Consider the following 26699-nt stretch of genomic DNA (forward strand, 5'->3'; position numbering starts at 1 on the left):
CGCTCAGGCGTTATCGTTCAATACTGCTGCATAATCGGCCTCGGAACGCTGGTCCGTGGTATCGGCCACGCCTCGGGCAAGATCAGATCTGATCATTTCGATAAAAGTGCCTATCAGCTCCGGGTCAAACTGCCCGGAGTAACGTTCCTCTTCCAAAATACTGATCGCCTTCTCGGGTGGCATCCCAGGGCGGTATACACGGTCACCGGTCATGGCATCCCAGGTGTCGGCGATGGAAACGATGCGGGCCAGCAGGGGGATCTCTTCGCCTGCCAGTCCATCGGGGTATCCGTTGCCATCCCAGCGTTCATGGTGCCAGGCGGCAATATCGGCAAACGCCTTGAAGCGCTTCAGTGGCTTCATGATGGTTGCGGTGATCACCGGGTGGCGCTGCATCTCCCGGTATTCGTCATCGGTGAGCGCCGCCGGCTTGTTCAGAATGGTGTCGTGGATGCCGATTTTGCCAAGGTCATGCATCAGCGCCCCCTTTTTCAGCAGGCCAAGCTCCTCGGTACTGAGCCCGATGGCCTCACCGAGCCGAACCGCGTAGCGCGATACGCGGCCGGAGTGCGCCGCCGTGTAGGGGTCTTTTGCCTGCAGTGCCTGTGCCAGCGAGCTGAGTGCCGCCATATAGGTCTCGTCCTGCTCGCGCAGCAGGCGTTGAATGCTGTCTGCCAGATGGTTGACCCCGGCACCGAGCTGGCCGACCTCGTCATTGGCCTTGACCGGCACACGCTGGTCCAGCTCGCCTGAGGACAGATCGCTGATGGTGCGGTGGAGCTGTTCGATCGGTTTGGTCAGACGCACGTAGATCAGGCCGCCGAGCACCGTCAGCATCAGCAGGCTGCTCAAACTGACCGTGACCCAGACCGACTGCTCAAACGGCGCGTCAAAGCTGCCGATGGCCTGTGTCAGGCCGGTGATATCCACTTCGGCTTCAATACCCGCTTCGGTACCGTCGGGCAGGGTGAGGGGCAGCAGGTAGTCGCCCTTGATTACGCCGGTTTCAGCATTCAGCTCGTGCTCGTCACCCAGTGAAGGCTGGCGGTCGTTGATCACCGCATAATAGGGGGAATCCGGGGACATCTCCTTGGGTTCACGCCGTCCGTCACTGTGTGCGATCAACTCACCCTCACGGTTAAACAGGTAGAGCGACAGCACGTGCAGCTGGGAGCTGAACTGTTCATGCTGGTTGAGGTACAGCACTTCCTGCTGGAACGTTTTGTCGGTCGGGCTCAGTCGACCGGTTTCGATATCGCGCTTGATCTGATCCAGAAAGAGATGAATCTTCTGGTCGGCCTGGTCCAGAAAGGCGGTTTCGATGATGTGATCGGTTTTGCTGGAAAGCAGCAGCCCGTTCAGCAACAGGACACCGACACCGAACACCAGAAAGCGCAAGGACAACGACAGGCGAAAGCCGCGTTTGGGGCTGCTGTTTTCGGTGCGCTGGTCTGACATGTGAAATCCCGTTTACCTGAACAAGCGATTCAATCAAAACATTCTCACGATTAAACGGAGCTTAAACGGGTTCAGGCAGGGAGGTGAAAGGCATGGATCAATGTAAACGGATAAATCTGCTGCTGGCAGGGCACCCACAGGGGGTGCCTGAGAGGACGTTATCCCTTGAACCCCTTGCCGACCACGTACACTTCACGTGAGCGTGAACGTGAGGCATCGGGCTTACGGATAACCACCGTATCAAAATGGGCGCGAACCTCCTTCACGAACGCTTCGTAGCCTTCGCCCTGGAACGCCTTGGCGACCATGCAGCCCTTGGGCTTGAGCACCTGCTGTGCCATGTCGAGCGCCAGTTCAATCAGGTAAATGGAGGCAGCCTGATCCGCAGACGCCACGCCGCTGAGGTTGGGGGCCATGTCGGAAATGACCACATCGACCGGACGGCCGTCAATCACGCCCATGATCTCGTCAAACACGGCCTCCTCGGTGAAGTCACCCTGAATGAAATCGACATCGGGAAGTGCATCCATGGGCAGAATATCGGAGGCGATGACAGTACCTTTTTCGCCGACCAGCTTCGAGGCTACCTGCGACCAGCCGCCCGGTGCCGAGCCCAGATCAATTACCAGCATGCCCGGGCGGATCAGCTTATCCTTCTCGTTCAGCTCCAGTAGCTTGTAGCTTGCGCGAGAGCGGTAGCCATCTTTCTGGGCCTGTTTGACGTAGGGATCGTTAACATGCTCATTGAGCCAGCGGGCGCTGCTTTTGGAACGGGCCATAGTGTTTTGCAAACCATCGTTGTGACTGAGAGCGCTATTGTACGTATCCCGTTGTGTGGATGGAAACGCCGGGTGCCCAATGCACTAGGGAGCCCAGTACACATCCTCGAGCACAAACGAGGGGATGGGGCTCTTTTCCCACATGCCGCGCAGCTGTCGGTGCATCAGGTTCTGCTCGGGGCGCATGAACAGGAATACGTTGACGGCGTCTTCGGCCAGCTGACGCTGAGCCTCGCCCAGCAGACGGTGAAGCTCCGTCTCTGAAGCGGCATTGAGGACCTGCTCCCAGATCGCTTTAAAGCGGGTGTTGTCGTAGTTGAAGTAGTAGTTATCACGCGCGTAAATATTCAGATCCATCGGCTCAACATGCATGATCAGGGTCAGCGCATAATCCTTTTGCTTGAACACCTGGCTCAGCCAGCGGCTCCAGTCCAGTTGCTCCAGTTCAACCCGAAACCCGATGCGCTCCAGATCTTCGGCCACCATCAGGCCGCCGTAGCGTCCGTAGTCCGTTGGCGGGATCGTCAACGCAATGCGTGTGCCGGGCTCGACGCCTGCTTCCCTTAACAGGGTTTTGGCGCGCTCAGGGTCGTAGGGGTAGCGGTCCACCAGATCAACATAGGCCGGGTGAGAAGGGGGGAAGTGGCTGCCGATCAGTTGTGGCTTGAATTGCGGGCCGTACAGCTGGCTCAGGTTCTGGCGATCGATCGCATGGGACAGGGCGCGGCGTACCTGAAGGTTGTCAAAGGGCGGGCGACCGTTGTTGATGGCCAGAATCATTTTGCTTTGCAGCTGGCGCGGACTCATGCGGTAGTCCGGACGCAGCAGAAAGCGATTGCCGACACGCGTAACACTCAGCAAACCATCCACCAGCCCTTCTGCCAGCATGTTTTCAGTTCCAACAGACGTGCGCATGAACAGAAAACGGGCTTCATGCAGGGCCGGACGTTTACCCCAGTAGTCATCATTGCGCAGCAGCGTGACCGAGTGGCCTTTTTCCCAGCCGGCAAAGCGGTAAGGGCCTGTACCCACGGGGTGTTCGCCGTTATTCGCGGCCGAGTCCGGGTGCACCATGACGGCGGCAGGCAGTGAAAGAGCAAACGGCAGCATGGCATCGGGCCGCTTGAGCGTAATTTCAAGACTGTACTCGTCGGTGGCTTTGACCCCGGTTATCTGTTTGTACCACTCAAGCTGTGGGTTGGCGTTGCCCGGGTCCAGCAAGCGTTGCAGCGCAAATTCTGCGACTTCAGCATTAAACGTGCGGCCATCATGGAAACGGATGTCGTGCCGTAATTCAAAGCGGTACTGCAGCTGGTCGTCCGACAGGGTCCATGACTTGGCCAGACGGGGGCGCAGTTGCCCCTCGCCATTGACGAAGGTGAGCCCTTCAAACAGGTTGCACCAGGTGATTTCACTGGCAGAAACGGCCGCCGTGCGTGTGGGGTCCAGTGACGGCGGCTCAAGCTGTATTCCAAGCCGTATATGCTCTGAAGCCTGGGCTGAAAAAGGCACACACAATGCCAATAGCAGCATCAAACATGCAGTCACGGCCCGGCGTATGCTGGCTTGATTAGATCGCATTTGCATACAGGGTCTCCGGGGCCAGCTCAACCTGATTACGGCCGTTGTGTTTGGCGCTGTAGAGCGCTTCGTCGGCGGCACGCAGGGCCGAGTCAAGCAGTGTCTCAAGGCGCTGGTCATCCAGTGGCTGCTCCAGATTGGAGGCGTCGACCAGCGCCAGTCCAAAGCTCATGCTCAGATGAATGCTCTGGTTGGGAGCTGCGGCGATTGAGTGCTCGGCCAGGCGCGTTCTCAGCTTTTCAATGACTTTCTGTGCATCCTCCAGCGACCCGACCGGCAGGATAAACGCGAACTCTTCACCACCAAAACGGGCCAGTACATCGCTTTCACGGATGCCCTTTTCAAGCAGTCGGGCCAGGTCGACCAGTACCTGGTCCCCGGCGGCATGGCCGTAGCGGTCATTGATGCGTTTGAAATAATCCAGGTCACCAATGGCAATACAGAGTGGCTGGCGCGACTCACGCAGCAGGCGACGTGCGGCAGCCTGGAAGTGGCGGCGGTTGGCAAGGCCCGTGAGCGTGTCATGCTCGGCCAGGTAGGTCATCTCCTGGTGTGCCTTGCGCATCTGGGCTTCATGCGACTGGATGCGTTGGACATAGGAGCGAACGGTCTTCGACAGGCGTGAAATCTCATCGCCACCCAGCGTATCGAAGGCATCAATATCCACCTTGGGTGAGCGCACCGTTCGCTCGAGATGCAGGATTCGGCGCACGATTCTGAACTCGAAGTAGATACCCGTCAGCAGTGCAAACAACAGGACGACCAGTGACAGAGCGATCAGATTGTAGCGTTGAGTCTGGATGTCGCTTGCCAGCATTTCACTCTGGCTGACCATTTGACGGCGTGTGTTGGCAGAAAAGTAGCCCACCAGAACACCCAATTGACCGGACAGTTCCCGGTTGTTGCTCGACAGGGCTTCTATGTGACGCTGCAGGCCCGGATCGGTATTGCCGTCGATGCGCTCCGATACGCTCAGGTTCAGCTCAGCGGTATTCTGCTCCAGCTGATGCAGGGTCTGCCGGACCTGTTCAATCAGCTCAGGCTCACCACCCTGTCGGGCAAGTCGGTTGGTGAGCTGGCCCACCCAGGTCATGCGGTCGGTCAGGTCGATCAAGGCACGGCGGCGGGCGGAGTGGGTCGTTGCCGAGGTCAAACGTACACCCAGGTTGCCCAGAGACTCGGATTGCTGGACCAGACGCACCGAAGTCATCAGGCTTTCCATTTCGCTGGTTGCCAGATTGCGCGTCTGTTCGTGAAGCTGCTTGTACGATTCGCTCAGGGTAATGATCACACTCAGTATCAGCCCCATCACAGCCAGTGTGAGGCAGAGTGTTTTGGTCGTCAGCCCGAGGCCTTTGTGGCGATGGATCATCGGAGAAAACCGGTCCACTGTGCGGTGTGGGTCTGAATTATCATGGGACTCGGTTCCCCTTGTTTAAAACCAACCGGCGCGGTGCGCCCGTGATTGTGTGCCGAGCCGACCAGGTGGGGGAAGTCGGTCAACAGGTGTTCAAAGATTGTGCCACTCTCGGAATTAAAAGTCGCTATACACCACCATGCAAGTCATCTGAATGTGAAGAATAGTGTGTCGCTTTTTGGATACATTAAATTTAGGTAATGTAGCGACCGGTGTCAACTCCGGCTTCCGACTGACTTTGACGGGCGCAATGACTATACTGCGCGCTCTGTCGGCAGGCTCTGTTGACAGGTATAGCCTCAAGGGTACGGGTTGGCATGAAGCTGGATTTGATCAAAAAACTGCAACAGAAAAAATTTCGCACTGAAACCGGGTATTGCCTCATTGAAGGAGAGCACCTGGTGCTGGAGCTTGAGCGTGCGGCACAGCAACAGCCCGGCCTGCGAGAGGCTGAGCTCTACCTGACCGATCAGTATGCCGGTTGGGATACCGAACTGAAGGTGCACACGGTCAGCGCCAGGCAGATGAGTGCGATCAGTGCGACCAAGAGCCCTCAGGGGATTGCGGCCGTGCTGCCCATGCAGGCGATTCAGCCGCCGGTACAGGACAATGAGGTCGCCATATACCTGCATGAAATCCAGGATCCGGGCAATCTGGGCACCATTTTGCGCACGCTCGCCTGGTTTGGTGGCTATCGCTGCCTGTTAAGCCCGGGCAGCGTTGACCCGTTCAACCCCAAGGTTATTCGCGCCAGCATGGGCGCCATTTTTCATGTGCCGCTGGAGCAGGAGGTGACACTTGAAAGCCTGTCCGAGCGCTATTCTGCGTTGGGGTATCTGGATATGCAGGGGCAGCCACTGCATTCTGACGACTTCAGGGCGTGTGACTGTTACCTCTTTGGCAACGAGGCGCGGGGCGTTCCGAGGGACAGGCTTGAAGCCCTCAAGGCCCGGGCTTTCACCATTCCGGGGGCGGGCCTGATCGAATCGCTGAACCTCGGCACTGCCGTCAGTCTCAGCGTGTATGAGCGCCAGCGCTGACACCGGTAATGTCTGCTCCTCTGCGTATTCCCGTCTTAAGACATCTGGCATGGCTGGCTCAGGCCCCCAGGCTCTATAGTGGTCAGGCCGCTTTTGACTCGACTGCGTATCTTCCGCATGACTGGCTGCAGACCCTGCAAATGTGGGAGCAGCACCCGGACCTGGCCCCGTCCATCCTTTGGCAGCCACCGCCCCGCCGTCTGGGAGCCTATTTTGAAACCCTCTACGCCGTTCTGTTGCAACACCTGCTTGGCTGGCGCATAGAAGCCCGTAACCTGCAGGTCATCGTGGAGGGTCACACCCTGGGTGAGCTGGATTTTCTGGTCACCAACCCGCTGACGGGGAAACTTGAGCACCATGAGATCGCGGTAAAATTCTATCTGGGGTTTGAAGCGTCCGATGCAGTGCACTGGGTGGGACCCAACAGTCGCGATACGCTTGCGCGCAAGGAAAAAGCGTTGCGTGAGCGTCAGTCCCGGCTGACAGATCGGCCTGAAACGGCAGCGCTGCTGGCGCAGCGTGGATATGGACCGGTTGAACAATCACGCATTTTCATGCCGGGTTACCTGTTCCAGCCGGTTGGGCGCGCACTGCCGGTTCCGGCTGGGGTCGAGCATGTGCCCGATACGAGCCACTGGTGCCATCGTTCACGCTTTGAACCTGAAGCGGGTGAGTGGGTTCTGCTGGAAAAGCCGAACTGGCTGGGGCCTTTTTATTATCCCGGGCCCGCGCATTTTCAGGATGATGCCGTCATCCTGAGTGCCCGTGAGGCCACTGAATACGCGCGTACGCTTGAAAGGCCCGGGCTGTTGGCGCGGCTGGAGCCTTTTGGCAGAGAAGGGGGCTGGCAGGAGGTGGAGCGGATATTCATTGTGCCGGACGTCTGGCCGGGCTCTTCATACGGCTGATGGAATGGGGGACATTTCCGGCCATGCCCGTCCGAGCAGGGCGATCAGGTCAGTATGGTCCTGCAGGCGGAGGATGGACCTGATCGCCTGACTGTCCTCCAGCACCAGATGGCGGGGCGCTTCCAGCCTGACCCCCAGTCGGTTTTGCAGCAGTGCGACCGCAGGCTGATTCAGACCTTCCCCCTGACCGGTTACCAGCGCCAGCTCGCCATGACTCAACTCTACCAGCGTCCCGGGAACAAATACGCCCATCACATCGATGAAGAGCCGGGCCAGGCGTTCATCGATAGTGGCGCCGCGCTGCTGAAAGATTTCCTTGATCGCGTCTTTCGGCAAAACCTGCTCCCGGTAGGCGCGAGGACGGATCATGGCCGAGTAGCAGTCGGTAATGGCCAGCAGGCGAGCTTCGCGACAGATCGAATCGGCCTTCAGTCCATTGGGATAGCCGCTTCCGTCCAGGCGTTCGTGATGCTGAAGCACCGGGTTAAGCCATCTGGGTTCATTCACGCCGTGCGACTGCAGCAATTCATAAGACAGCAGCGGGTGGTTATCGACGATTTCACGCTGGCTGGCACTGAGAGGTGCCCTTTGTTCAAACAGTGCCTGCTGAATGTCATACATGCCAATATCATGCGTCAGCGCGGCGGCAACCAAAGGCGCACGCTCCAGTGCGTCATAGCCCATGCGGCACGCGGCCACCTCACACATCAGCGCGGCATGAAGCGGGTGCAGCAGCCCGTGCGGCGCTTCCACGATCAGCTGCATGGTGCCCAGTATGGCGTCCGGGTTTTCTTCACACACCGCCTGGATATCAAACACCAGTTTCATGATGCCGCGGACGAACGCGCCGCTCTGACCGGATCGATGGGCCAGTGAGAAGCAGGCTTCCAGTCGTTCGAGCAGGGTATGGATGATGACAAAGGAGCTGACCTTCGGGCTGCTGGATCGCTGATGCTCTTGTGTCTTGTAGGTCCCGAGGCTGGGGGTATGCACGTAATAGGCATTGGCACTGATCAGGCTTTCGATCTGCCGTTCACTGCGAATCAGGGTGCCTTCCGTCAGCAACAGAGCGCCCTGAGGACTGTACAGGGACCAGGGCAGGCGTGTCCCGACTTTCAGCTCCAATCCCGTCAGTGTGCGTTGAGCGGTTACTGGGTCCATCTACGGCTTCATCCATAAAGAGTATTAAAACGCCGACAGTGTGTGCCAGTTGGAGCTCCGAGTGCATTGCTTCAGGTCAGCTCCCGACGCCTTTTAATGGCGGTGAAATAACAGCGTCCAATTTACATTCATACATGTATGAATGTAAAATCCCGTTCAGAACCAACCCCACCCCATTGAGGCGCCGCCATGAACACCCTAGCCCCTGTTCGACAGTTATTCCTTGTGTCGCTGATCAGCATGAGCCTGATTGCCTGTACCGCCGAACAACCGGAGCAGGCCGGCAGGCAACAGTCGCAACCGCCGGTTGTGGCGGACGTGACCCACCTTGAGCGGCAGGACATCGAACTGGAAAAAGCCTATTCCGCGCTGTTGCGCAGTGAGCACGAAGTCACGCTGGTGGCCCGCGTGACAGGTACGTTGCAGACGCGCCATTTCGAGCAGGGTGACTGGGTCGAAGCGGGTCAGCTGCTGTACAGCATTGAGCCGGAGCGTTATCAGGCGCTGGTACAACAGCGGGAAGCTGATCTGAAGAGTGCACAGGCCGAGCGGTCACGGGCACAGCGTGATGCAGACCGCTATAAAACGTTGCTGGAGCGCCGCTCGGTCAGCCGTCAGCAATACGATCAGGCTCTGGCTGATCTGGAAGTGGCCCGCGCTCAGGTGGCACAGGCAGAGGCAGCACTGGCCAGTGCACGCATCGACCTTGGGTACACCCGGGTGACCGCACCGGTCAGCGGTCGCGTGGGGCTGGGGCAGGTGAATCCGGGCAACCTGGTTGCATCGGGCACAGAGCTGGTCACCGTTACACCTCTGGACCCTCTGGAGGTGCGTTTCCAGATGCCGCTGGAAGATGCGCAGGAGTTGCGTCAGCAACTGCAGCTGGATGATCTTGACCGCATCCACGCCCGGCTTGAGCTGGCCGGCAGTGCCATGCGCAACCAGCCTCCGCTCAAGGGGCGCCTGTCGTTTCTGGGCGTGCGGGTTGATGAACGCACCAGCACCGTGCAGGCGGCCGCCACCTTCGCCAACCCGAATCAGACACTACTGCCCGGGCAGTTCGTGCGGGTCCATATAGATGGGCTGAAACGCTACAACGTCCTTGCCGTGCCTGAAGTAGCGGTGACTCAGGGCCTGATGGGGCCGCAGGTGTTTGTGGTGGATGCATCGGGCAAGGCACGTGCGCAGCAGGTGACGCTGGGTGAAGTGGCAGGTGCACAGCAGATTATTCTGGACGGGCTGGAGCCCGGCATGCAGGTGGTAACGGGGGATCCGGCAGGTATCAAACCCGGCTCGCCGATCAAGGCGGCTCAGCATGAGCAGGCAGGTGACGCATGAGTTTTTCCAACTTCTTCATCCGGCGTCCCATCTTTGCCACCGTCATCGCGATCATCCTGACGCTGATCGGCCTTGCCAGTCTGCGTGTCCTGCCCATTGAGCAGTATCCCAGCGTGGTGCCGCCCAGTGTATCGGTCAGTGCCCGTTTCCCCGGCGCCAATGCCGAAACGGTGGCGCAGACGGTGGCGGCCCCTCTGGCGGAAGCGATCAACGGGGTCGAGAACATGCTCTATATGACCTCCAACAGTGCCGACAACGGCATTATGAATCTGGAGGTCGCGTTTGATATCGGCACCGACGGTGACACCAATACCATCAACGTGAATAACCGGGTTCAGGGCGCGTTGTCGCAGCTGCCGGAGGCCGTGCAGGCGCAGGGCGTGACCGTTCAGCTGCGATCCAGCTCTATTCTGGTGTTGATGGCGCTGGTATCGCCCGAGGGCGACTATGACAACATCTTCATGCAGAACTACGCCACGCTGAACGTGCTGGATGAGCTGCGTCAGATCAACGGGGTTGGTGCCGCGGAAGTACTGGGCGGGGGCGAGTTTGCCATGCGTATCTGGATGGACCCGGAAAAGCTGGCCCGTTACGACCTGACACCGACCGAAGTGGCAGCCGCCATTCGGGCGCAGAATACCGAGGTCCCGGCCGGCAGCCTTGGCGGCACGCCGCAGAGTGACCCTCGTGCCTATACCTATACCGTCACGGCGGGTGGTCGACTGTCTTCTGCGGACGATTTTCGTAACATCTATCTGAGAACCAACCCGGACGGCTCCGCGCTGCTGCTGAAAGATGTGGCCCGTATCGAACTGGGAGCTTCCTTCTACGGCATCGATGCGCGTCTGGACAGTGCCAGCATGACCCCCATCGTGATCAATCAGCAGCCTGGCGCCAATGCGCTGGAAACTGCCCAGGCGGTGAAAGACAAGATGGCGGAGCTGGCGGAGCGTTTCCCGCAGGGGCTGGATTACGTGGTGCCGTACGATACCACGCTGTTCATCAGTGCGTCGGTGGATACGGTGGTGACAACCTTCGTCGAGGCCTTTCTGATTGTCGGCGTGATCCTGTACGTGTTCCTGCGCAACTGGCGTTTTACGGTCATTGCCATGTCGGTGGTGCCGGTCTCGGTGATCGCCACCTTTGCCGGTTTTTTCCTGTTCGACTTTTCGCTCAACCTTCTGACCCTGTTCGCGCTGGTGCTGTCGATCGGGATTGTGGTGGATGATGCCATTCTTGTGGTTGAGAACGTGGAGCGGGTACTGAGCGAAAATCCTCAGTTGAGTGTGCGTGAAGCCACGGTGCGCGCCATGCAGGAAGTGGGCGGTCCCGTGATCGCGACCTCGCTGATCATGGCGGCCGTATTTGTCCCGGTGGCCTTTCTGGGCGGCTTTACCGGCCAGATCTATCAGCAGTTTGCGCTGACCGTTGCGATCTCCGTCGGCTTTTCGGCACTGATGGCATTGACCTTTACTCCGGCGCTGACAGCGGTGTTCATCAAGCATGATCTGCATCAGCGGCAACAGCACTCGGCCCTGTTGCGAGTCATTCATCTGCCGCTGGATGGATTCGAGCGCCTGTTCAGTGGCCTGACGGCACTGTATACGCGGGTTGTGGCGCTGCTGGTAAGGCGCTGGGTGCTGGCACTCCTGTTGACTGCAGGCTTCAGCGGTGCGGCCTGGTGGATGTATGACACCACGCCAACCACACTGGTGCCGCAAACGGACCAGGGCATCGTGCTGGCCAGCATTTCCCTGCCCGATGCGGCGTCACTGGACCGTACCACCACCTATATGGATGCGGTCAGCCAGCAGGTGCAGGCGATACCGGGCGTTGCCCATGTGGCGGCCGTGGCCGGTTACGATATCCTGAGCAGTGCCTTAAACAGTGCCCGCGGCGTCATGTTTATCAGCCTGGTGCCCTGGGAGGCACGTGAGTTGACGGCGGATCAACTGATCGGGCAGGTGATGCAGGTCGGTGCCACCACACCCGGTGGCAGCACGCTGGCGTTCAACATGCCGCCAATCCGTGGCCTGTCGACCACCGGAGGCTTCACCGGCTACCTGCAGTCCTATACCGGGGCATCGTCGCAGGAGCTGTATCAGGCCTCGCTCAAACTGATGCAGGCGGCGAATCGGCATCCGGCATTGCAGCGCGTGTTCACCACCTTCAACGTCAATGTGCCGTCCTACCGCGCTGAGATTGATCGCCAGAAGGCGCTGAGCTACGGGGTCTCGCTGCAGGACTTGAATGCCACTCTGTCCAATACCCTGGGCACCGGCTTCGTCAACTTCTTCAGCTATCAGAACCGCAACTTTCAGGTGTACCTGCAGAACGAGGACGCCTATCGCCAGCAACCGGACGACCTGAACCACATCTTTGTGCGCAGTGCCAACGGGGAGCGGATCCCCTTGTCTGAATTCGTCTCGCTTGAGCGTGAAGCCGGGCCCGCCGTTGTATCCCGCTTCGGGGTGTATCTGGGGGCTCAGTTCCAGGGAGGGCCTGCACCGGGCTACAGCTCCGGGCAGGCGATTGCCGCGATGGAACAGCTGGTGAAGGATACTCTGGGTGAAGGCTGGGGCATGGGCTGGACCGGCACCGCCTATCAGGAGACCACACTGGGCAACACGGCGGCGCTGGCGATCGGGTTTGGCATTTTGATGATGTTTCTGATTCTGGCGGCGCAGTATGAAAGCTGGTCACTGCCGCTGGCGGTGCTGACCGCGACCCCCTTTGCCTTTTTCGGCGCCATTGGCGGCATTATGCTGCGCAGCCTTGAAGTCAGTGTGTATGTGGAGATCGGGCTGCTGGTTGTGGTGGGGCTGGCTGCCAAGAATGCCATTCTGATCGTGGAGTTTGCCGAACTGCAGCGCCGGGAGCAGGGCAAGTCCATTCGTGAGGCGGCCGTGCTGGCTGCAACACTGCGCTTCAGGCCGATCATCATGACCTCCTTTGCGTTCATCCTTGGCACCTTGCCGCTGGCACTCGCCACGGGTGCCAGTGACACCAGCAGTCACCATATCGGTACGGCGGTGTCCGTCGGAATGGGGGCGGTTGCGGTGATTGGCAGCTGCTTCATACCGACCTTCTATGCCATGATCGCTTCGGTATCCGACTGGCTGTCCCGTCGCCGCGGGCAACATGATGCGGTGGCGAAGGCCGGTTGAGTCCTGCAGCGGGGCACCTGAGGGTGCCCTGTTCAGTGTTCCAGGGCACCCGGTGTGCTGAGCAGCCCCATCAGGCTGTTGATGACGGACTCGCCCCGCTCGGCAATGGAGTAGTCTTCCGGGTTGCGTATCCAGGAGTGAAACAGGCCGGACAGGACCGAGTGCATCAGCTCCGCTGCCGCTGGCGCAGTGATGCCCTGCAACTGACCCTTTGCCTCCGCCAGGGTGAAATAGCGCTGCAGCACCGAGCGGATATCGTCGGAAATCTCGCGGTGCATCGCCTGCGGGTTGAAGTCGCTGAAAAACTCGCAGCGAAAGGTCAGAATCGTGTGTACTCGGATTTTGCGGGGGGATTCCAGCTGGCGCAGGCCCTGTAAGCAGGCCAGTCGAATGGTTTCAAGCGGGGAGGCTTCGGGGTTATCAATATCCACCTGATCAAACAGGTCCTGAAAGGGCAGGTGTTCCCGATCACGCATCGCCTTGACCAGATCGGTCTTGTTTTTGAAGTGCCAATACAGAGCGCCACGGGTCATGCCGGCATGACGGGCAATCTGCTCCAGCGAGGTGCGGGCAACGCCATGCTGCATGAACATCTCTTCGGCCGCATCAATCAGTGCTTCACGCGTGGCAGCGGCTTCTTCCTTGGTACGTCGTACCATCAGTGATTACCCCATCCAAAACCTGTATGAAAAACAGGGACAAGTGTAACCCAGCGCGTCACTGGAAAACATCTATACATTTTTGAATGTATGTTATGGCGCGATTCACGGCTGAAATCAACGAATGCGAACAAACCTGCGTCGTGTGGCAGCATTTCATGCGGCAGATCTCTAGAATACACGTATTACAGGTTTCAAATTCGATCTGAAGACCATGCATCGACTTCTTTACATTGTGCTGGCTGCTCTCTGGAGCCTGCCCTCCAGCCACCTGAACGCGGAAGTGCGTAAAATCGTGCATCCGGACGGGCGTGTGGAGTACACCAATATCGCCCCCAAACAGCGGGCAGATATCGTCAGTACCTATTACAAGTACCGCAACGCACAGGGTGTGCTCTCGTTCAGCGATGAGAAGCCCTCGGGCGTCAAGTTCGAGGTGGTGCGCTTTGACTGCTTTGCCTGCAAGGTCGATTCCAGTGTCAATTGGGAAACGACGCCGCTGTTTACCGATCGATACCGACAGACGATTGATACCCTGGCAAAGCGTCATGGGGTGGATGGGGCGCTGGTCCGCGCCGTGATCCATGCGGAATCCGCATTTAACGCCCGGGCGCGTTCGCGGGTTGGCGCGCAGGGGCTGATGCAACTGATGCCGCAGACCGCCTCTGAACTGGGAGTGACCAACCCGTTTGACCCCGCGCAGAACATCGACGGTGGCGTGCGCTATCTGGCGATGCTGCTTGAGCGCTATAACCGGGATACGCGATTGGCGACGGCGGCCTATAACGCAGGCCCCGGCGCCGTGCAGGAATACGGTGGTATTCCGCCCTATGCCGAAACGCGGGCCTATGTGGAGCGTGTCGCGATTCTGCATCGGCGTTATCAAATGGCACAGTGAACGAGCACAGGCGACGAGGGAACGTAGATGCACGACAAACTGAAAGGCATGCTGGTGGGTCTGGCAACAGGCGATGCGCTCGGGGCCAGTGTCGAGTTCATGGCACCGGGCAGCTTCGAGCCGGTCACCGGTTTTCGCAGTGGTGGTCCGCATCAGCTGCCGGCCGGATACTGGACCGACGATACTTCAATGGCGTTATGCTCGGCGTATAGCCTGATCGAATGCAAGGGGTTTGATCCCCACGACCAGATGGAGCGTTTTGTGCGCTGGTTTCGGGAAGGCTACTGCTCTTCAACCGGGCGCTGCTTCGATATCGGTAACCGCACGCGCAGTGCATTGCTTCGCTACGAACGCACGGCGGAGCCTTTTGCCGGTGAAGAGTCGATGGATCAGGCCGGTAACGGAACCCTGATGAGACTCGTGCCAGTCGTCATTCATGCCTTTGACAGGCCCGAACTCTTGCATCTGGTGTCAGAGCACGGGCGCCTGACCCATGCCGATCCCCGCTGCCTCGATGCCAACAAGGCATTTGCCCTGATGCTGAAAGCGGCCGTCACGGCACAAAGCCCTGCTGACGTGTGGCAAAGCCCCGCCTTGACCGAACTCTTGCCTGAGCTGGATGCCGAGGTGATCGGTGTCTGCCTGGGCTCATTCCTGGAACGCGAACCGCCTGCAGTCCGTGCCACCGGCTATGTGATCGATTCGCTGGAAGCCGCGCTCTGGGCATTCAGCCAGAGTGACAGTTTCGAGCAGGGCATGCTCAAGGCGGTCAATCTGGGTGAAGATGCCGATACGGTGGGCGCAATCTACGGTCAGCTGGCCGGTGCCTTTTATGGTCTTGAGGCCATTCCTGTCGAGTGGCGGCAGGGGCTGCATCAGTATGAATGTCTGGTCAGCCTGGCAGAGCGGCTGATGGAAATCTGATACGCCGGGCCTGGCTCCAGAGTCACGCCGTTTTGCGTTAGACTGGTCCCCTCTTGCAGGAGATCTGTATGTGGCATCAGCAAACCATTCGCCTGCGTGCACGTCCACGCGGCTTTCATCTGATTACTGACGAAATCGAGCAGGCGCTGCCGGAACTGCGGCGGGTCAAGACAGGTCTGTTGCACCTGTTGCTGCAGCATACCTCTGCCAGCCTGACCCTGAATGAAAACGCCGACCCGACCGTACGCGCTGATTTTGAAGCCTTTTTCAATCGCTCCGTACCTGAAAACGCGCCTTACTATCAGCACATTCATGAAGGGCCTGATGACCTCCCGGCGCATTTCAAAAGCAGCTTGCTGGGTGTGAGCCTGATGCTGCCCGTTACCGATGGGCGCCTCAATCTGGGGACCTGGCAGGGCATCTATCTGGGTGAACACCGTAACCACGGCGGCAGCCGCCGCATCATCGCGACCTTACAAGGAGAGTAGACGTGCCGGAGCAGCCGTCATTATTTGATTCCCCCGCATCCGTTGAGCCATCCCGAGCCAAGCAGGAGCCTGAACCGGAACCGGCTTCCTCGGGACGCGTCCTTCGCGTGCTGCACAGCTCTGACTGGCACCTCGGCCGGTTGCTCTACGGTCAGAAACGCTACGAGGAATTTGAAGCCTTTCTGGGCTGGATGCAGGCGCAACTGGCGCAGCAGGCGGTCGATATCCTGCTGATTGCAGGGGACCTGTTTGATACCACCACACCCAGCAACCGGGCTCAGTCACTCTACTACCGCTTTCTGCACGGCGTGGCGTCGTCCGGTTGCCGTCATGTGGTGATTATTGGTGGCAACCATGATTCGCCCAGCTTTCTGAATGCCCCTGCCGCGCTGTTGAAAGCGCTGGATGTGCATGTGGTGGGCCAGGCCTGTGATGACCCGGCCGATGAAGTGGTTGTACTCAGGGACGATCAGAACCGTCCGGAGGCGATCATCTGCGCCGTACCCTATTTGCGTGATCGGGATATCCGCCAGGCGGAAGCCGGTGAGAGCCTGGAAGACAAGGATCGGAAACTGGTCGCGGGGATCAGGCAGCACTATGCAGCGGTGTGTGCCGCTGCCGAGCAGGTGCGTTCTGAGCTGGGGCCGGATATCCCCTTGATCGGCATGGGGCACCTGTTCGCTGCAGGAGGCAAAACGCTTGAAGGCGACGGCGTGCGCGATTTGTACGTGGGCTCGCTGGCACAGGTGGGGGCCGATGCCTTTCCGGATAATCTGGACTACGTGGCGCTGGGACATCTTCACGTGCCCCAGTCGGTGGCGGGATACAGCCATATCCGTTACAGCGGGTCGCCCCTGCCGATGGGGTTCGGGGAAGCCAAACAGCAGAAAAGTCTCTGTCTGGTCGAATTTGATGGGCGCGAGCCCCGGATCGAGCAGCTTGAGATTCCGGTGTTTCAGCGGCTGGAGCGACTGCGCGGTGACAAGGCGTATCTGCAGTCGCAGCTGGAACAGTTGGCGCAGGCATCGCAGTCGATCTGGCTTGAAGTCCACTATGAAGGGGACGAAGTGGCGGCCGACCTGCGCCAGTGGCTTGAACAGGCGATTGCCGGTACCGACTTGAAGGTGCTGAGGGTCAGGAACAACCGGGTGGTGGAGCGAGTGCTCTCCAGTCAGGTGGAGCAGGAAACGCTGGATGAGCTGCAGCCGTCTGAAGTGTTTGCCCGCGCACTGGCCGCCCATCAGGTGCCTGAATCACAGCAGCCAACACTGACACACCTGTTCAACAGCGTGCTTCAGTCTCTGGATGAAGACGACAGCCGGGCTGAATAGGCTGACCTTTGCGGGCGGCCTTTCAAACCGAAACGACACGAAACAGTTTTTGCCACGCGAAACGGACTCTCATGCGCATTCTTTCCATCCGCTTTAAAAATCTGAATTCATTGGCCGGGGAGTGGGAGGTTGATTTGACCCACCCGGCATTCACCGGTGATGGACTCTTTGCCATTACCGGCCCTACCGGTGCCGGCAAGTCGACGTTACTGGATGCGGTCTGCCTCGCACTCTATGGGCAGACACCGCGCCAGCCGCGTATCAGTCAGGCCCAGAACGAAGTGATGTCACGCCAAACCGGAGAGTGTTTTGCGGAGGTGGTGTTTGAAACGCCGCAAGGACGTTGGCGTTGTCACTGGAGCCAGCACCGCAGCCGAAAACAGCCGGATGGCAGTTTGCAGCCACCGCGACAGGAGTTGTCGGAGGCGGACAGCGGCAGACTGCTGGCCAGCAAAATCAGGGATGTGGCAGAGCGTATCGAGCAACTCAGCGGAATGGATTTTGAGCGCTTTACACGCTCCATGCTGCTTGCCCAGGGCAGCTTTGCCGCTTTTTTGCAGGCGGCGCCGGACGAGCGCGCGCCCATCCTTGAACAGATTACCGGGACCTCCATTTATTCCGATATTTCGGTCGCGGTTCACCGTCGCCGTGGCGAAGAGCGGCAGGCACTGGAACAGCTTCAGGCGGCGCAGTCCGGCCTTCAATTGCTGGATGAAGAGGAAGAGGCGGCGCTGGGCCGTGAGCTGGCTCAGGTCGATGAGCAGGCCCGAGAGCAACAGCAGCAGGTCGATCAGCAGCAACAACTGCTCAACTGGCGGCAGCAGCTGGACCAGGAGAGCCAGCAGTTAGCGCAGTTGCAACAGCAGCAGTCGGCACTGCAGCAGGAACAGCAGGCGTTTGAGCCTCAGCAGCAGAGCCTTGAGCGGGCACAGCGGGCCGAAGCACTGCGTCCGGCCTATGAACCCTTGCGGCAGCGGCGGGATGACCTGCATCGTGTCGAAACTCGGTTGGCAGAGCTGGCCGCCGGTGTGCCCGCCTTGCAGCAACGTTATGAGTCGGCCTGTACACAACAGGCACAGGTGCAGCAGACCTTCGAGCATGCCGAGGCGGAGTATGAACGCCAGCAGCCGCTGCTTCGACAATTGCATGAGCAGGACTGGAAGCTGCGTGAGCAGCAGGCCAAGGTGAACGAGCTTAAAGCGGCGCTGCCGGCAGAGCTGCTTGAGGCACCGGTGCCCGATGCCGAACAGATGCAGCGCGCACTCCAGCAGAGCGAACAGGCGCTGGAAGCGCTGTTGGCCGGTAGTACCCGACCTCGCTTGCAGGCGCAACAGGATGAAGTGCGCAGCCGGGGAGAGCAGTTGAGCGAACTGCGAAATCTGGTCCGCCAAAGGGAGGAGTGGCGCCGTGCGATTGAAGGATTTAACGCGCGCGTGTCGGCCCTGAAACCGGAACAGAGCCGTGTGCACCAGCTGATCGAGCAAGATCGCAGGGATGAAGCCCGGTTGTTACAGGAGCAGCAGGACCTGCAGAAAATGCAGCGTCTGGCGGAGCGCATCGCGGATCTGGAGCAGCAGCGTCAAGAGCTGGAGCCGGGCAAGCCCTGTCCGCTGTGCGGGTCGGAAGAGCACCCCTGGCGCAGCGAAACGCCCCCGCAGATGAATGCTGAAAGAGCACGCTTGCAGGCCGTGGATCAGCGGCTGGCTGAGCTGCGCACAGGTTTGCAGCAGAGTATTGCCCAGCAGGCACGTCTGGAGCAGGACGAGCAGGGGCTGCGTCAGCAGCAGGAGGAGCACCACAAGCGTTGTGAGGCGATGGAGCCTGCCTTGAAAGAGTGTCTTGAGGGGCTTGAGCTTGCCGTGCGCCCATCGCTGGAGGATGTCGACAGCCTGCACCAGAGCGCACGCCAGCAATGGGGTGAGCTGCGGGATCGCCTCGCGGAGGTGGACCGCCTCGAGCAACAGATCAAGCAGCAACAGGAAGAGCAGGCGCGGCTGCAGCAGCGGCTGGCGCTGGAATCCGCTCAGGAAGCGCTGAACACCCTGCAGCAACAGCGGCGTGAGCTCTCGACTGAACCGGACACACGCGCGTTTGAAATGCGCCTGCAACAGTCCGTAAGGCAGTCCCGCGAGCAGCTTGAGCAGGCCCGGCAGCAGGTGAGCGAGCACCAGCAGGCACTGAACCGTCGTCAGCAGCAACTCAGTGATCTGGAAGGCCAGCAGACGGCACTGCGCACTGACGTCGAACGAATGCAGCAGGCCTTTGCGCAGGCACTGGCCGAGAGCCTGTTTGGTGATGAAGCGGCCCTGCAGGCTGCACTGATGCCAGAGACAGAGCGCACGGCCCTGCAGCAGGCAGCGGACCGGCTCAAGGAACGTTCGGCCCACCTGCATGCCCTGATGGAGCAAAGTCGGAACCGTCTTGCTCTGCTGCGCGAGCAGGCGTTGACCGAGCAAAGTGCCGAGGCGCTCGAAAATCACTTGCAGCAGCTCAAGGCGGAGCAGGCTCAGCGACTTGAGCAGCGGGGCAGTCTGCAGCGTGCGTTGAACGACAATGAGATCAAAAAACAGCAGTTCGGGGCACAGCAAAAGGCGATCGAAGCTCAACTGCGCGAGCTGGAGCGTTGGGAGCTGCTGCACGAGCTGATCGGCTCGGCCGATGGCAAGAAATTCCGCAACTTTGCTCAGGGGCTGACCTTTGAGCTGATGGTATCCCATGCCAACCGTCAGCTGCAGAAAATGTCGGACCGGTATCTGCTGGTGCGTGATAGTGAGCAGCCGCTGGAGCTCAATGTGGTCGACAACTATCAGGCCGGTGAGGTGCGCTCGACCAAGAACCTGTCCGGCGGCGAGAGCTTTCTGATCAGTCTGGCGCTGGCGCTGGGGCTGTCCGGCATGGCGAGTCAGAACGTGCGGGTGGATTCGCTGTTCCTGGATGAAGGCTTTGGCACTCTGGACGAAGAAGCACTGGAAACGGCACTGGATACTCTGGCCGGCCTGCAGCAGGAGGGCAAGCTGATCGGGGTGATTTCGCATGTTCAGGCATTGAAGGATCGCATTGCCACGCGGATTGAGGTGACCCCGTTAAGCGGCGGCCGCAGTCGACTGGATGGGCCGGGTTGCCGCTCACTGGCATAGATGAACACTGGCATTGCGGCAGTGGCACTCTATGCTGAAAGGAGATCCGGGCAGGGAGGAAAGGTATGGCCAATGTCTGGCGCACGCTGTTTTCATCGTCGGACCCGATCAGCCAGAGTGCACGACTGCTGGACGGGCTGCGGCCGCTGATCGAGGCATTGGCTGAGGGCCCCGAGCAGCGTATACACCAGCAACCCCGGTTGGTCGAGGCACTGCTTGAATGGCAACTGCCCGGCTGGCGGGTGTCGGAAGTGATCAGCGATCATAACGATTTCTGCTATCGGCAGGCGATTGAGCGGTCCCTTGAAGCGTTGCGGGATACCGGCTGGGGCGAACCGCCGGTGCGTTTTTGTGTCATCGTGATGGGCTCGGGGGCGCGTCACGAAAGCCTGCTGCACCCGGATCAGGACAACGGGCTGATTCTGGACGATTATCCTGCCGAGCATCACACCGAAATTGATGCCTGGTTTCTGCATTTCGCCGAGCACTTTACGGCAACCCTTGATGCCGCGGGCATCCCTTTCTGCCGCGGTGACGTCATGGCGTCCCGGCCGCTCTGGCGCAAGCCGATCAGCGAGTGGCAGGAGCAGATGCGGCTCTGGATGAGTACCCGCCGCGTCAAACTGGTCCAGATGTGTAACATCCTGTTTGATTTTGCGCCGGTGTATGGCGAAGTCGAGCTGGCGTTGCGGCTCAAGGCGTGGATTCAGCAGCTGTTGCCCCAATCAGGGCTCTTTCTGCATGAGATGTCCGAGCTGATGGATGAAGCGCCGGTTGCGCTGGATCGCTTTGATCGCCTGCAGGGTGATGGGCGTGAGGCTCCGCATCCGGATGCCATCAACCTGAAACGCCAGGGGCTGTTGCCACTGACATCTGCATTACGCCTGCGCAGCCTGTTGCAGGGGGTGGAGGCTGTCAGTTCCCGTGACCGGTTAGAAGCCCTGCATGATGCGGGGGTTCTGACGGGTGATGAGCACTGGCGGCTTGTGACAGCCTTTGAGCGGCTTCAGTCGCGTCTGCTGGTGACACAGGTTGAGGCGTACCGTCAGGGCCGGGTGCCTGACAACTGGGTGGATACGCGCAGCCTCTGTGATGGTGAGAAGCGCGAGCTGCAATGGGACTTGCAGCAGGTGAAGGTGTTTCAGCGCAAGGTCAGGCAGATACGAAATTGAATGAGATTAACTATCATTTGTGTTGTAATGAGAATATGTTTCATTTATATTTGAATCATAGCACTTGGCTATCGGTCTGATTGAAGGAGCCATCGTCAGCATGATTATCTGTATCTGTAAACGTGTCAGTGACCGCGAGATTCGCCGTCTGGTTGATGAGGGTGCAACGACCCTTGCAGATATTCGCCGCGAAACCGAGCTGGGCACCCAGTGCGGTAAATGCGCGTGTGAGGCGCGTCGTATCGTGCGTGATTTGAATGGTGATCAGGGGCCGCTCGCAGGGCTCGCCAACCTGGCCTACGAACTGACCTCCTGAGTTTCATCGGGCGCACTGGGCAGTGCCAGTACGATGCAAGCGCCCGTCAGGGTTTTGGGGTCTGCGACCCAGAGCCGCCCCCCCTGTTGATTGATAATGCCACGACTGATCGGCAACCCCAGCCCCGTTCCCTGAGGGCGTGCCTTATCCGAGTGTCCCGCCTCTATCTGGTGGAATTTTTCAAACACCTTCTCCCGCTCTGCGACCGCAATGCCGGGTCCGTTATCTTCCACGTGTACTTCGTAACGCTGCTTCAAGGCCGTCAGGTCCACAAAGACTCGCGGGGTATCGGTACCGGCAAACTTGCTGGCGTTATCCAGCAGGTTGATGAGTACCTGCTGCAAACGGTCAGGATCTGCAATGACCGGGCAGGGGGTGTCGGGCAGGCGTGACTCAAGGCGGATACCGCGCTGCTGGAAAAGCTGCTCCACCGCTTCGATCGCCTGGCGGGTGAGCTGGCTCAGATCACAGCGTTCCGGGCTGAGTGTCATGCGGCCCGACTCCAGACGCGCCATATCCAGTATTTCTTCAATCAGGCGCGAGAGACGCTCACTTTCGCGGACAATGATGCCGAGGAAGTGCTGGCGCTGCTCGGGCTCCATCGCTTCGGCGTCGTTGAGAATTTCGGCAAAGGCACGAATCGACGTGAGCGGGGTACGCAGCTCATGGCTGACCATCGCAAGAAACTCGTCCTTGAGCCGATCCAGCTCACGCAGGCGGTCGTTTGCACCGCGCAGTTCAGCACTGATACGGCTGAGTTCATTGGATTTCTGCTCCAGCCGGCGGTTGTATTCAAGGGTCTGGGAGGTGTTGTCCAGAATGCTGAGGATGGAGTCCATATCCAGCGCCTCACCCCGTACCACCGAATTGATCAGAATACGGGCGGTGGCGCTGCCCAGTGCCCCGGTCAGCCCCTGCTCTGCCGCCGCCAGCATGGCCGGCGTTGCCGGAGAGTCGTCATGCCGGTCCAGCGGCTCCACGCCCAGCAAACGCACGGTTGCCGCCTTGCCCAGATAGCGCTGTACCAGCTGGAACAGTTCCTGACGGTTGGCCTGGCCCTGCCAGATGGCGGCCATCTCCGCTTCCGGGCGCAGGGCGTTGGTAAACAGTGCCGCTTGTGTCTGCTCCATGTGGGTTTGCCGGCTGAAAAGGGACACACTGACCAGCAGGCCAATATTCACCAGCATGCTCCAGAACAGGGAATGGGTGTAGATATCCCAGCCTTCAAGGCCAAATAGTGCGTAGGGCTTAAGCAGGGTCAGGCCGTAGGGGCCCTGCTCAATGAAATCGGTCGGGATCCAGCCGGACAGGGCAAAGCCCGGTATCAACAGGGTCCAGGCCCAGACGGTGATGCCGGCCAGCAGGCCGGCAGCCGCTCCGTTGCGGCTGGCGCCACGCCAATAAAGGCCCAGCAGCAGCGCGGGTGCGAACTGGGAGGCGGCTGCAAAGGACACCAGGCCAATGGTCACCAGACTGTAGGCCTCGCCGATCAGGGCGTGGTAGAGATAGCCCAGAATCAGGATGGCGATGATGGCGATACGGCGAATGCCCAGCAGCCAGCCGGACAGGTCACGGGAAGGGTCCAGATGAAGGCTGCGCCAGCGCAGGAGCAGGGGCATCACCAGCTGGTTGCTGACCATGGTCGACAGCGCAATCGTTTCCACGATCATCATGCTGGTGGCTGCCGAAAGCCCGCCGATGAACACCAGCAGTGGCAGGGCATCCAGACCTGCTGACAGTGGCAGTGTAAGCACAAAACTGTCCGGCTCGCTCATGCCGCCCATCATGCCCGCCAGTGCAATCGGGATCACGAACAGGTTGATCAGCAGCAGGTAGAGCGGGAACAGCCAGCAGGCGCGCCGCAGGTGCTGCTCGTTCACGTTTTCCACCACCAGTACCTGAAACTGGCGTGGCAGGGTAATGAAGGCCAGCGTGGCCAGTATCAGCGTGCCGAACCAGCCCAGAGGGCCGCCGGGAATCTGATCGAGGCCAAAATGCTGCTCCAGGTTGGGCAGCATGCTGGCGGCATCGGCCATCAGTGCGGATGGCCCCGGGTAGAGTGCAAAACAGACGAAGAGCCCGACGGCGATAAAGGCGAACAGTTTGACCAGTGACTCGAAGGCGATTGCGGTCACCATCCCTTCATGCCGCTCGCTGGCATCCAGGTGACGGGTGCCGAACAGAATGATGAAGACGGCCAGCACCAGAGCGACCCAGAAAGCCTTGTCGTTCCAGAAGTCCTGCAGCGACAGGTCGGGTGGCGTCAGGTTGGGGTATTCGGTGAGCACACCGTAGCTGACGGTAATCGCTTTCAGCTGCAGGGCGATATAGGGCATGATCGCAATCACGGCGATCAGCGCTACCAGCATCCCCAGTCCGCCGCTTTTGCCATAGCGGGCACTGATGAAGTCGGCGATTGAAGTGATGCGTTGTGCCCGCGCGATGCGAATCATCTTGCGCAGCACCAGCCAGCCGCTGAGCATGGCGAGAGTGGGGCCGAGATAGATCAGCAGAAAGCTCAGCCCTGTGGTGGCGGCGCGCCCGACACTGCCGTAAAACGTCCAGGCGGTGCAGTAGACGGCGATGGACAGGGCGTAGATCGTGGGCGAGTTTACCAGCGAGCGCCCCTGTTCGGCGCGCCGATCACCCCAGGCCGCTATGACAAACAACAGCGCCAGATAACTGAACGCGATGGTCAATACGATCCAGTTAGTCTGCATCCCTGCCCTCCAGCACAATCGCCGCCAGCAGGATCAAACCGGCCCAGCAGCCATACAGGACCAGTGCCAGGCTGGAGAAACCGTAGTCGGTCGGACGGTCAAACAGTAACAGCAGGGGCGGTGAAAACAGCACCAGTGCCAACAGGGTCAGGGCCACCAGCCGGCCTTGCCGCGGCGCCTTCATGCGCTTGCTCCCTGCTGCTGGAACGCCAGCGCATCGCCCAGTGTGTTCACGCCTCTTGCCTGCAAGCGAGGCAGCAGCGCGAGCAGCAGTTCAGCCGTCACGCGCGCGTCGCCCAAAGCGGTATGACGCGTGCCGGGCGGAAAGCTGAGTTCAAAGCGTTCGGCCAGTGCATCCAGCCCATGGGTTTCAAGCGTGGGGTCAAGGGCGCGTGACAGCAGCAGGGTATCGAGTACGGGCTGGTCAAAGGTCTGTGCCGTGCCGGCCAGTTTCAGGGCCAGCATGTCAAACTCGGCGTTATGCGCCACCATCACCGCTGTGCCTACATAACGATGAAAGCGTGGCAGCACGACTTCGATAGGAGGCGCCTGGGCTACATCCTCGTCGGTCAGGCCGTGAATCGCGGTGCTGGCAGGGGGGATGGGGCGGTCGGGATTGACCTTCTGATCAAAACAATCGTCTGCCAGCAGTCGTCCGTGCAGGATCCGGCAGCCCGCAAGGCTGATGATGCGATCACCCCCTTTAAGGTCCAGCCCGGTAGTTTCGGTATCGAAGACGACCAGATCCAGTTCATCCAGCAAGAGAGATGACTGCTCTTGCGTGGGAGGTGGACGCTGGGCAATGCTGAAATCATGAAACTCCGGCCGCGGCTGTGTCTTGCGCCGTGGCTCAACGCCTTTGGGTGAGGCGGGCAGGGGCAGGCGGATGCCTGACATATCGTTGTGGGTGTCGGCGGGCAATGCCCAGATATCGGCGCCATGTTGCGCCAGTACATCACTGATGCGGGGCGAAAGGGGCTCATCAAACAGGGGCCGGCTGCGCCACTGGTGAAGCTGGCTTTCGCTCAGAGGGGCACCCGGCCATCGAATATCCAGGTAGACCCGCCGGTTGCCGAGGAGGAATTCAATTTCACAGGCATTGCTCTCTGCGTGTGGGTGTATCATCCGCAGCAGATGCTCCAGCAGAGGGAGCAGGCTGGGGGCGTCGATACGGACCCAGGCGGGGATGCCGATGGGCGTAATCTGTATTCGGGCGTCTTTCAGCCGGCCCTGCAACGCATGGCACAGATCGTTGGACCAGGTGTCTTCCAGACGGGTGTGGCTGAGCTGGTGAGACTCGATCAGTCGGCTCAGCTGTCCCAGCTTGTCACCCAGTGCCTGGCTTTCTTCACCGATGGCACTGTGCAGGCGGGACTGCATCTCGGCCTCAATTGTGCCTTGCGACAGCGCTTCGCTGGCGGTGGCCAGACTGCCCGCATGGCCACGCAGTGCAGGCAGCAGTTGGCTCAGTTCGCTGATCCATTGCTGCTCTTGTGCCACTACATGAGTGGAGTCCTGCAGTGTCAGCAGAATATGACCCGGATCGTCACCCAAAGGTTGCAGTCGGCAGCCCAGCCAGTGCTGCTCACCGGGCAGCAGCAGGGACTGGCCGGGCTGGTCGGGCGTGAGGTGGTCAAGGGCTGCTTTCAGGCTGTCATAGGGCAGAATGGCGGTGATTGATCGACCGAGACTCAAGTGGGTCTGTTCTGACAGCAGGGCTTCCGCGGCGTGGTTGAACAACAGCAGTCGCTGATGCGCATCGCATATCAGAACCGGCGTATCCAGCGTCTGTACCAGTGCTTCCAGTGCTTCGCGAATATGACGGGTGCTGCGGGCGCTTTCCTCTTTGGCATGGACAAGCGTCTGCCGGTCCTGGCGCCAGCCTGAACGGACCTGATCCAGATCCGCCTGCAAAGTGGCCAGCCAGCCGGCAAGCGGATAGTCCCGGTCGGCGTCAGGGCTTGCCACCAGCCGGGCCAGCAGCACTTGCAGCTGTCGCAAGGGCGCCAGCAGGCGGCGCTCCAGTAGTATGCCGCCGAGCAGGAGGATTAAGGCGGGCAGTAATGACAATAGCCACAGCGGCCAGTGTGCACTGGCTTCGCCCGGCGTGGTGGCGGCGAGGTACATGGCCAGCCCCAGTCCGGCAAACAGGCAGGTGCCGGTCAACAGCAGCCATAGCCCGATCAGTGTCTGACGCGGCGGCAT

Annotated in this window: 20 protein-coding genes; 11 read left to right on the forward strand and 9 right to left on the reverse strand. The window is 59.9% G+C overall.

Translation table 11 applies throughout. The annotated features are described in order from the left end of the window. Nucleotides 1-3: 3 nt before the first annotated feature. From H9C73_RS04540 to H9C73_RS04555, 4 genes are all read right to left on the reverse strand, one after another. On the reverse strand, nucleotides 4-1458 hold the full coding sequence (locus H9C73_RS04540; RefSeq protein ID WP_209286612.1) for an HD domain-containing phosphohydrolase: 1455 nt from the start codon (nucleotides 1456-1458) through the stop codon (nucleotides 4-6). A 158-nt stretch (nucleotides 1459-1616) separates the two neighbouring features. Then, entirely contained in the window at nucleotides 1617-2237 is a 621-nt protein-coding gene (rlmE, locus tag H9C73_RS04545; RefSeq protein WP_209286613.1) for a 23S rRNA (uridine(2552)-2'-O)-methyltransferase RlmE, read from the reverse strand. An 84-nt stretch (nucleotides 2238-2321) separates the two neighbouring features. After that, nucleotides 2322-3770, reverse strand: coding sequence for an ABC transporter substrate-binding protein (locus tag H9C73_RS04550; protein ID WP_209286614.1), 1449 nt, complete (start codon nucleotides 3768-3770; stop codon nucleotides 2322-2324). Between the two features lie 37 nt (nucleotides 3771-3807). Beyond that, the gene (locus tag H9C73_RS04555; RefSeq protein ID WP_209286615.1) at nucleotides 3808-5190 is read right to left on the reverse strand and encodes a diguanylate cyclase; all 1383 of its coding nucleotides are present in this window, start codon (nucleotides 5188-5190) and stop codon (nucleotides 3808-3810) included. A 362-nt stretch (nucleotides 5191-5552) separates the two neighbouring features. On the opposite strand from H9C73_RS04555, the gene H9C73_RS04560 reads away from it, so the two are divergent. Both H9C73_RS04560 and H9C73_RS04565 read left to right on the forward strand, forming a co-directional pair. Then, nucleotides 5553-6275 carry a TrmH family RNA methyltransferase gene (locus H9C73_RS04560; protein WP_209286616.1) on the forward strand — a complete coding sequence of 241 codons (723 nt, stop codon included), beginning with the start codon at nucleotides 5553-5555 and terminating at the stop codon, nucleotides 6273-6275. 8 nt (nucleotides 6276-6283) lie between these two features. Continuing rightward, nucleotides 6284-7183 (forward strand): DUF1853 family protein, encoded by a 900-nt coding sequence (locus H9C73_RS04565; protein ID WP_209286617.1) that lies wholly within the window; start codon nucleotides 6284-6286, stop codon nucleotides 7181-7183. Here the strand turns inward: H9C73_RS04565 and H9C73_RS04570 are convergent. After that, complete coding sequence (locus H9C73_RS04570; RefSeq protein ID WP_209286618.1) at nucleotides 7172-8344, reverse strand: HD-GYP domain-containing protein; 1173 nt, start codon at nucleotides 8342-8344, stop codon at nucleotides 7172-7174. The genes H9C73_RS04565 and H9C73_RS04570 overlap by 12 nt on opposite strands. Before the next feature lie 189 nt (nucleotides 8345-8533). Here H9C73_RS04570 and H9C73_RS04575 point away from each other — a divergent pair, with 189 nt between their 5' ends. Both H9C73_RS04575 and H9C73_RS04580 read left to right on the forward strand, forming a co-directional pair. Continuing rightward, entirely contained in the window at nucleotides 8534-9682 is a 1149-nt protein-coding gene (locus H9C73_RS04575) for an efflux RND transporter periplasmic adaptor subunit (RefSeq protein ID WP_209286619.1), read from the forward strand. After that, nucleotides 9679-12849: an efflux RND transporter permease subunit gene (locus H9C73_RS04580; RefSeq protein ID WP_209286620.1), complete on the forward strand. Its 3171-nt coding sequence runs from the start codon at nucleotides 9679-9681 to the stop codon at nucleotides 12847-12849. The genes H9C73_RS04575 and H9C73_RS04580 overlap by 4 nt, the downstream gene beginning before the upstream one ends. 32 nt (nucleotides 12850-12881) lie before the next feature. Here H9C73_RS04580 and H9C73_RS04585 read toward each other — a convergent pair whose 3' ends face one another. Continuing rightward, a complete protein-coding gene (locus tag H9C73_RS04585) occupies nucleotides 12882-13508 on the reverse strand; it encodes a TetR family transcriptional regulator (protein WP_209286621.1) in 627 nt (208 codons plus the stop codon). Between the two features lie 214 nt (nucleotides 13509-13722). Between H9C73_RS04585 and H9C73_RS16210 the strand changes: the two genes are divergently transcribed. From H9C73_RS16210 to H9C73_RS04620, 7 genes are all read left to right on the forward strand, one after another. Then, nucleotides 13723-14406: a lytic transglycosylase domain-containing protein gene (locus H9C73_RS16210; protein ID WP_209286622.1), complete on the forward strand. Its 684-nt coding sequence runs from the start codon at nucleotides 13723-13725 to the stop codon at nucleotides 14404-14406. A 27-nt stretch (nucleotides 14407-14433) separates the two neighbouring features. After that, nucleotides 14434-15330, forward strand: coding sequence for an ADP-ribosylglycohydrolase family protein (locus tag H9C73_RS04595; protein WP_209286623.1), 897 nt, complete (start codon nucleotides 14434-14436; stop codon nucleotides 15328-15330). A 68-nt stretch (nucleotides 15331-15398) separates the two neighbouring features. Continuing rightward, a complete protein-coding gene (locus H9C73_RS04600; RefSeq protein WP_209286624.1) occupies nucleotides 15399-15818 on the forward strand; it encodes a secondary thiamine-phosphate synthase enzyme YjbQ in 420 nt (139 codons plus the stop codon). A 2-nt stretch (nucleotides 15819-15820) separates the two neighbouring features. Further along, nucleotides 15821-17149 carry an exonuclease SbcCD subunit D C-terminal domain-containing protein gene (locus H9C73_RS04605; protein WP_209286625.1) on the forward strand — a complete coding sequence of 443 codons (1329 nt, stop codon included), beginning with the start codon at nucleotides 15821-15823 and terminating at the stop codon, nucleotides 17147-17149. Nucleotides 17150-17220: 71 nt separating this feature from the next. Continuing rightward, nucleotides 17221-20286: an AAA family ATPase gene (locus H9C73_RS04610; RefSeq protein ID WP_209286626.1), complete on the forward strand. Its 3066-nt coding sequence runs from the start codon at nucleotides 17221-17223 to the stop codon at nucleotides 20284-20286. Nucleotides 20287-20351: 65 nt separating this feature from the next. Next, complete coding sequence (locus H9C73_RS04615) at nucleotides 20352-21458, forward strand: DUF294 nucleotidyltransferase-like domain-containing protein (protein WP_209286627.1); 1107 nt, start codon at nucleotides 20352-20354, stop codon at nucleotides 21456-21458. A 100-nt stretch (nucleotides 21459-21558) separates the two neighbouring features. Further along, on the forward strand, nucleotides 21559-21774 hold the full coding sequence (locus H9C73_RS04620) for a (2Fe-2S)-binding protein (RefSeq protein WP_209286628.1): 216 nt from the start codon (nucleotides 21559-21561) through the stop codon (nucleotides 21772-21774). On the opposite strand, the gene H9C73_RS04625 is transcribed toward H9C73_RS04620, so the two are convergent. Genes H9C73_RS04625 through H9C73_RS04635 form a run of 3 tightly spaced genes read right to left on the reverse strand, consistent with a single transcriptional unit; the run spans nucleotide 21756 to nucleotide 26699 of the window. Beyond that, nucleotides 21756-24494 (reverse strand): sensor histidine kinase, encoded by a 2739-nt coding sequence (locus H9C73_RS04625; RefSeq protein WP_209286629.1) that lies wholly within the window; start codon nucleotides 24492-24494, stop codon nucleotides 21756-21758. The two genes, H9C73_RS04620 and H9C73_RS04625, sit on opposite strands and share 19 nt — an antisense overlap. Next, a complete protein-coding gene (locus H9C73_RS04630) occupies nucleotides 24484-24678 on the reverse strand; it encodes a hypothetical protein (RefSeq protein WP_209286630.1) in 195 nt (64 codons plus the stop codon). Before H9C73_RS04630 ends, H9C73_RS04625 begins: the two co-directional genes overlap by 11 nt. After that, nucleotides 24675-26699: an exonuclease domain-containing protein gene (locus H9C73_RS04635; protein ID WP_209286631.1), complete on the reverse strand. Its 2025-nt coding sequence runs from the start codon at nucleotides 26697-26699 to the stop codon at nucleotides 24675-24677. The genes H9C73_RS04630 and H9C73_RS04635 overlap by 4 nt, the downstream gene beginning before the upstream one ends.

The organism is Marinobacterium alkalitolerans, from assembly GCF_017776525.1.
Lineage (GTDB): Bacteria > Pseudomonadota > Gammaproteobacteria > Pseudomonadales > Balneatricaceae > Marinobacterium > Marinobacterium alkalitolerans.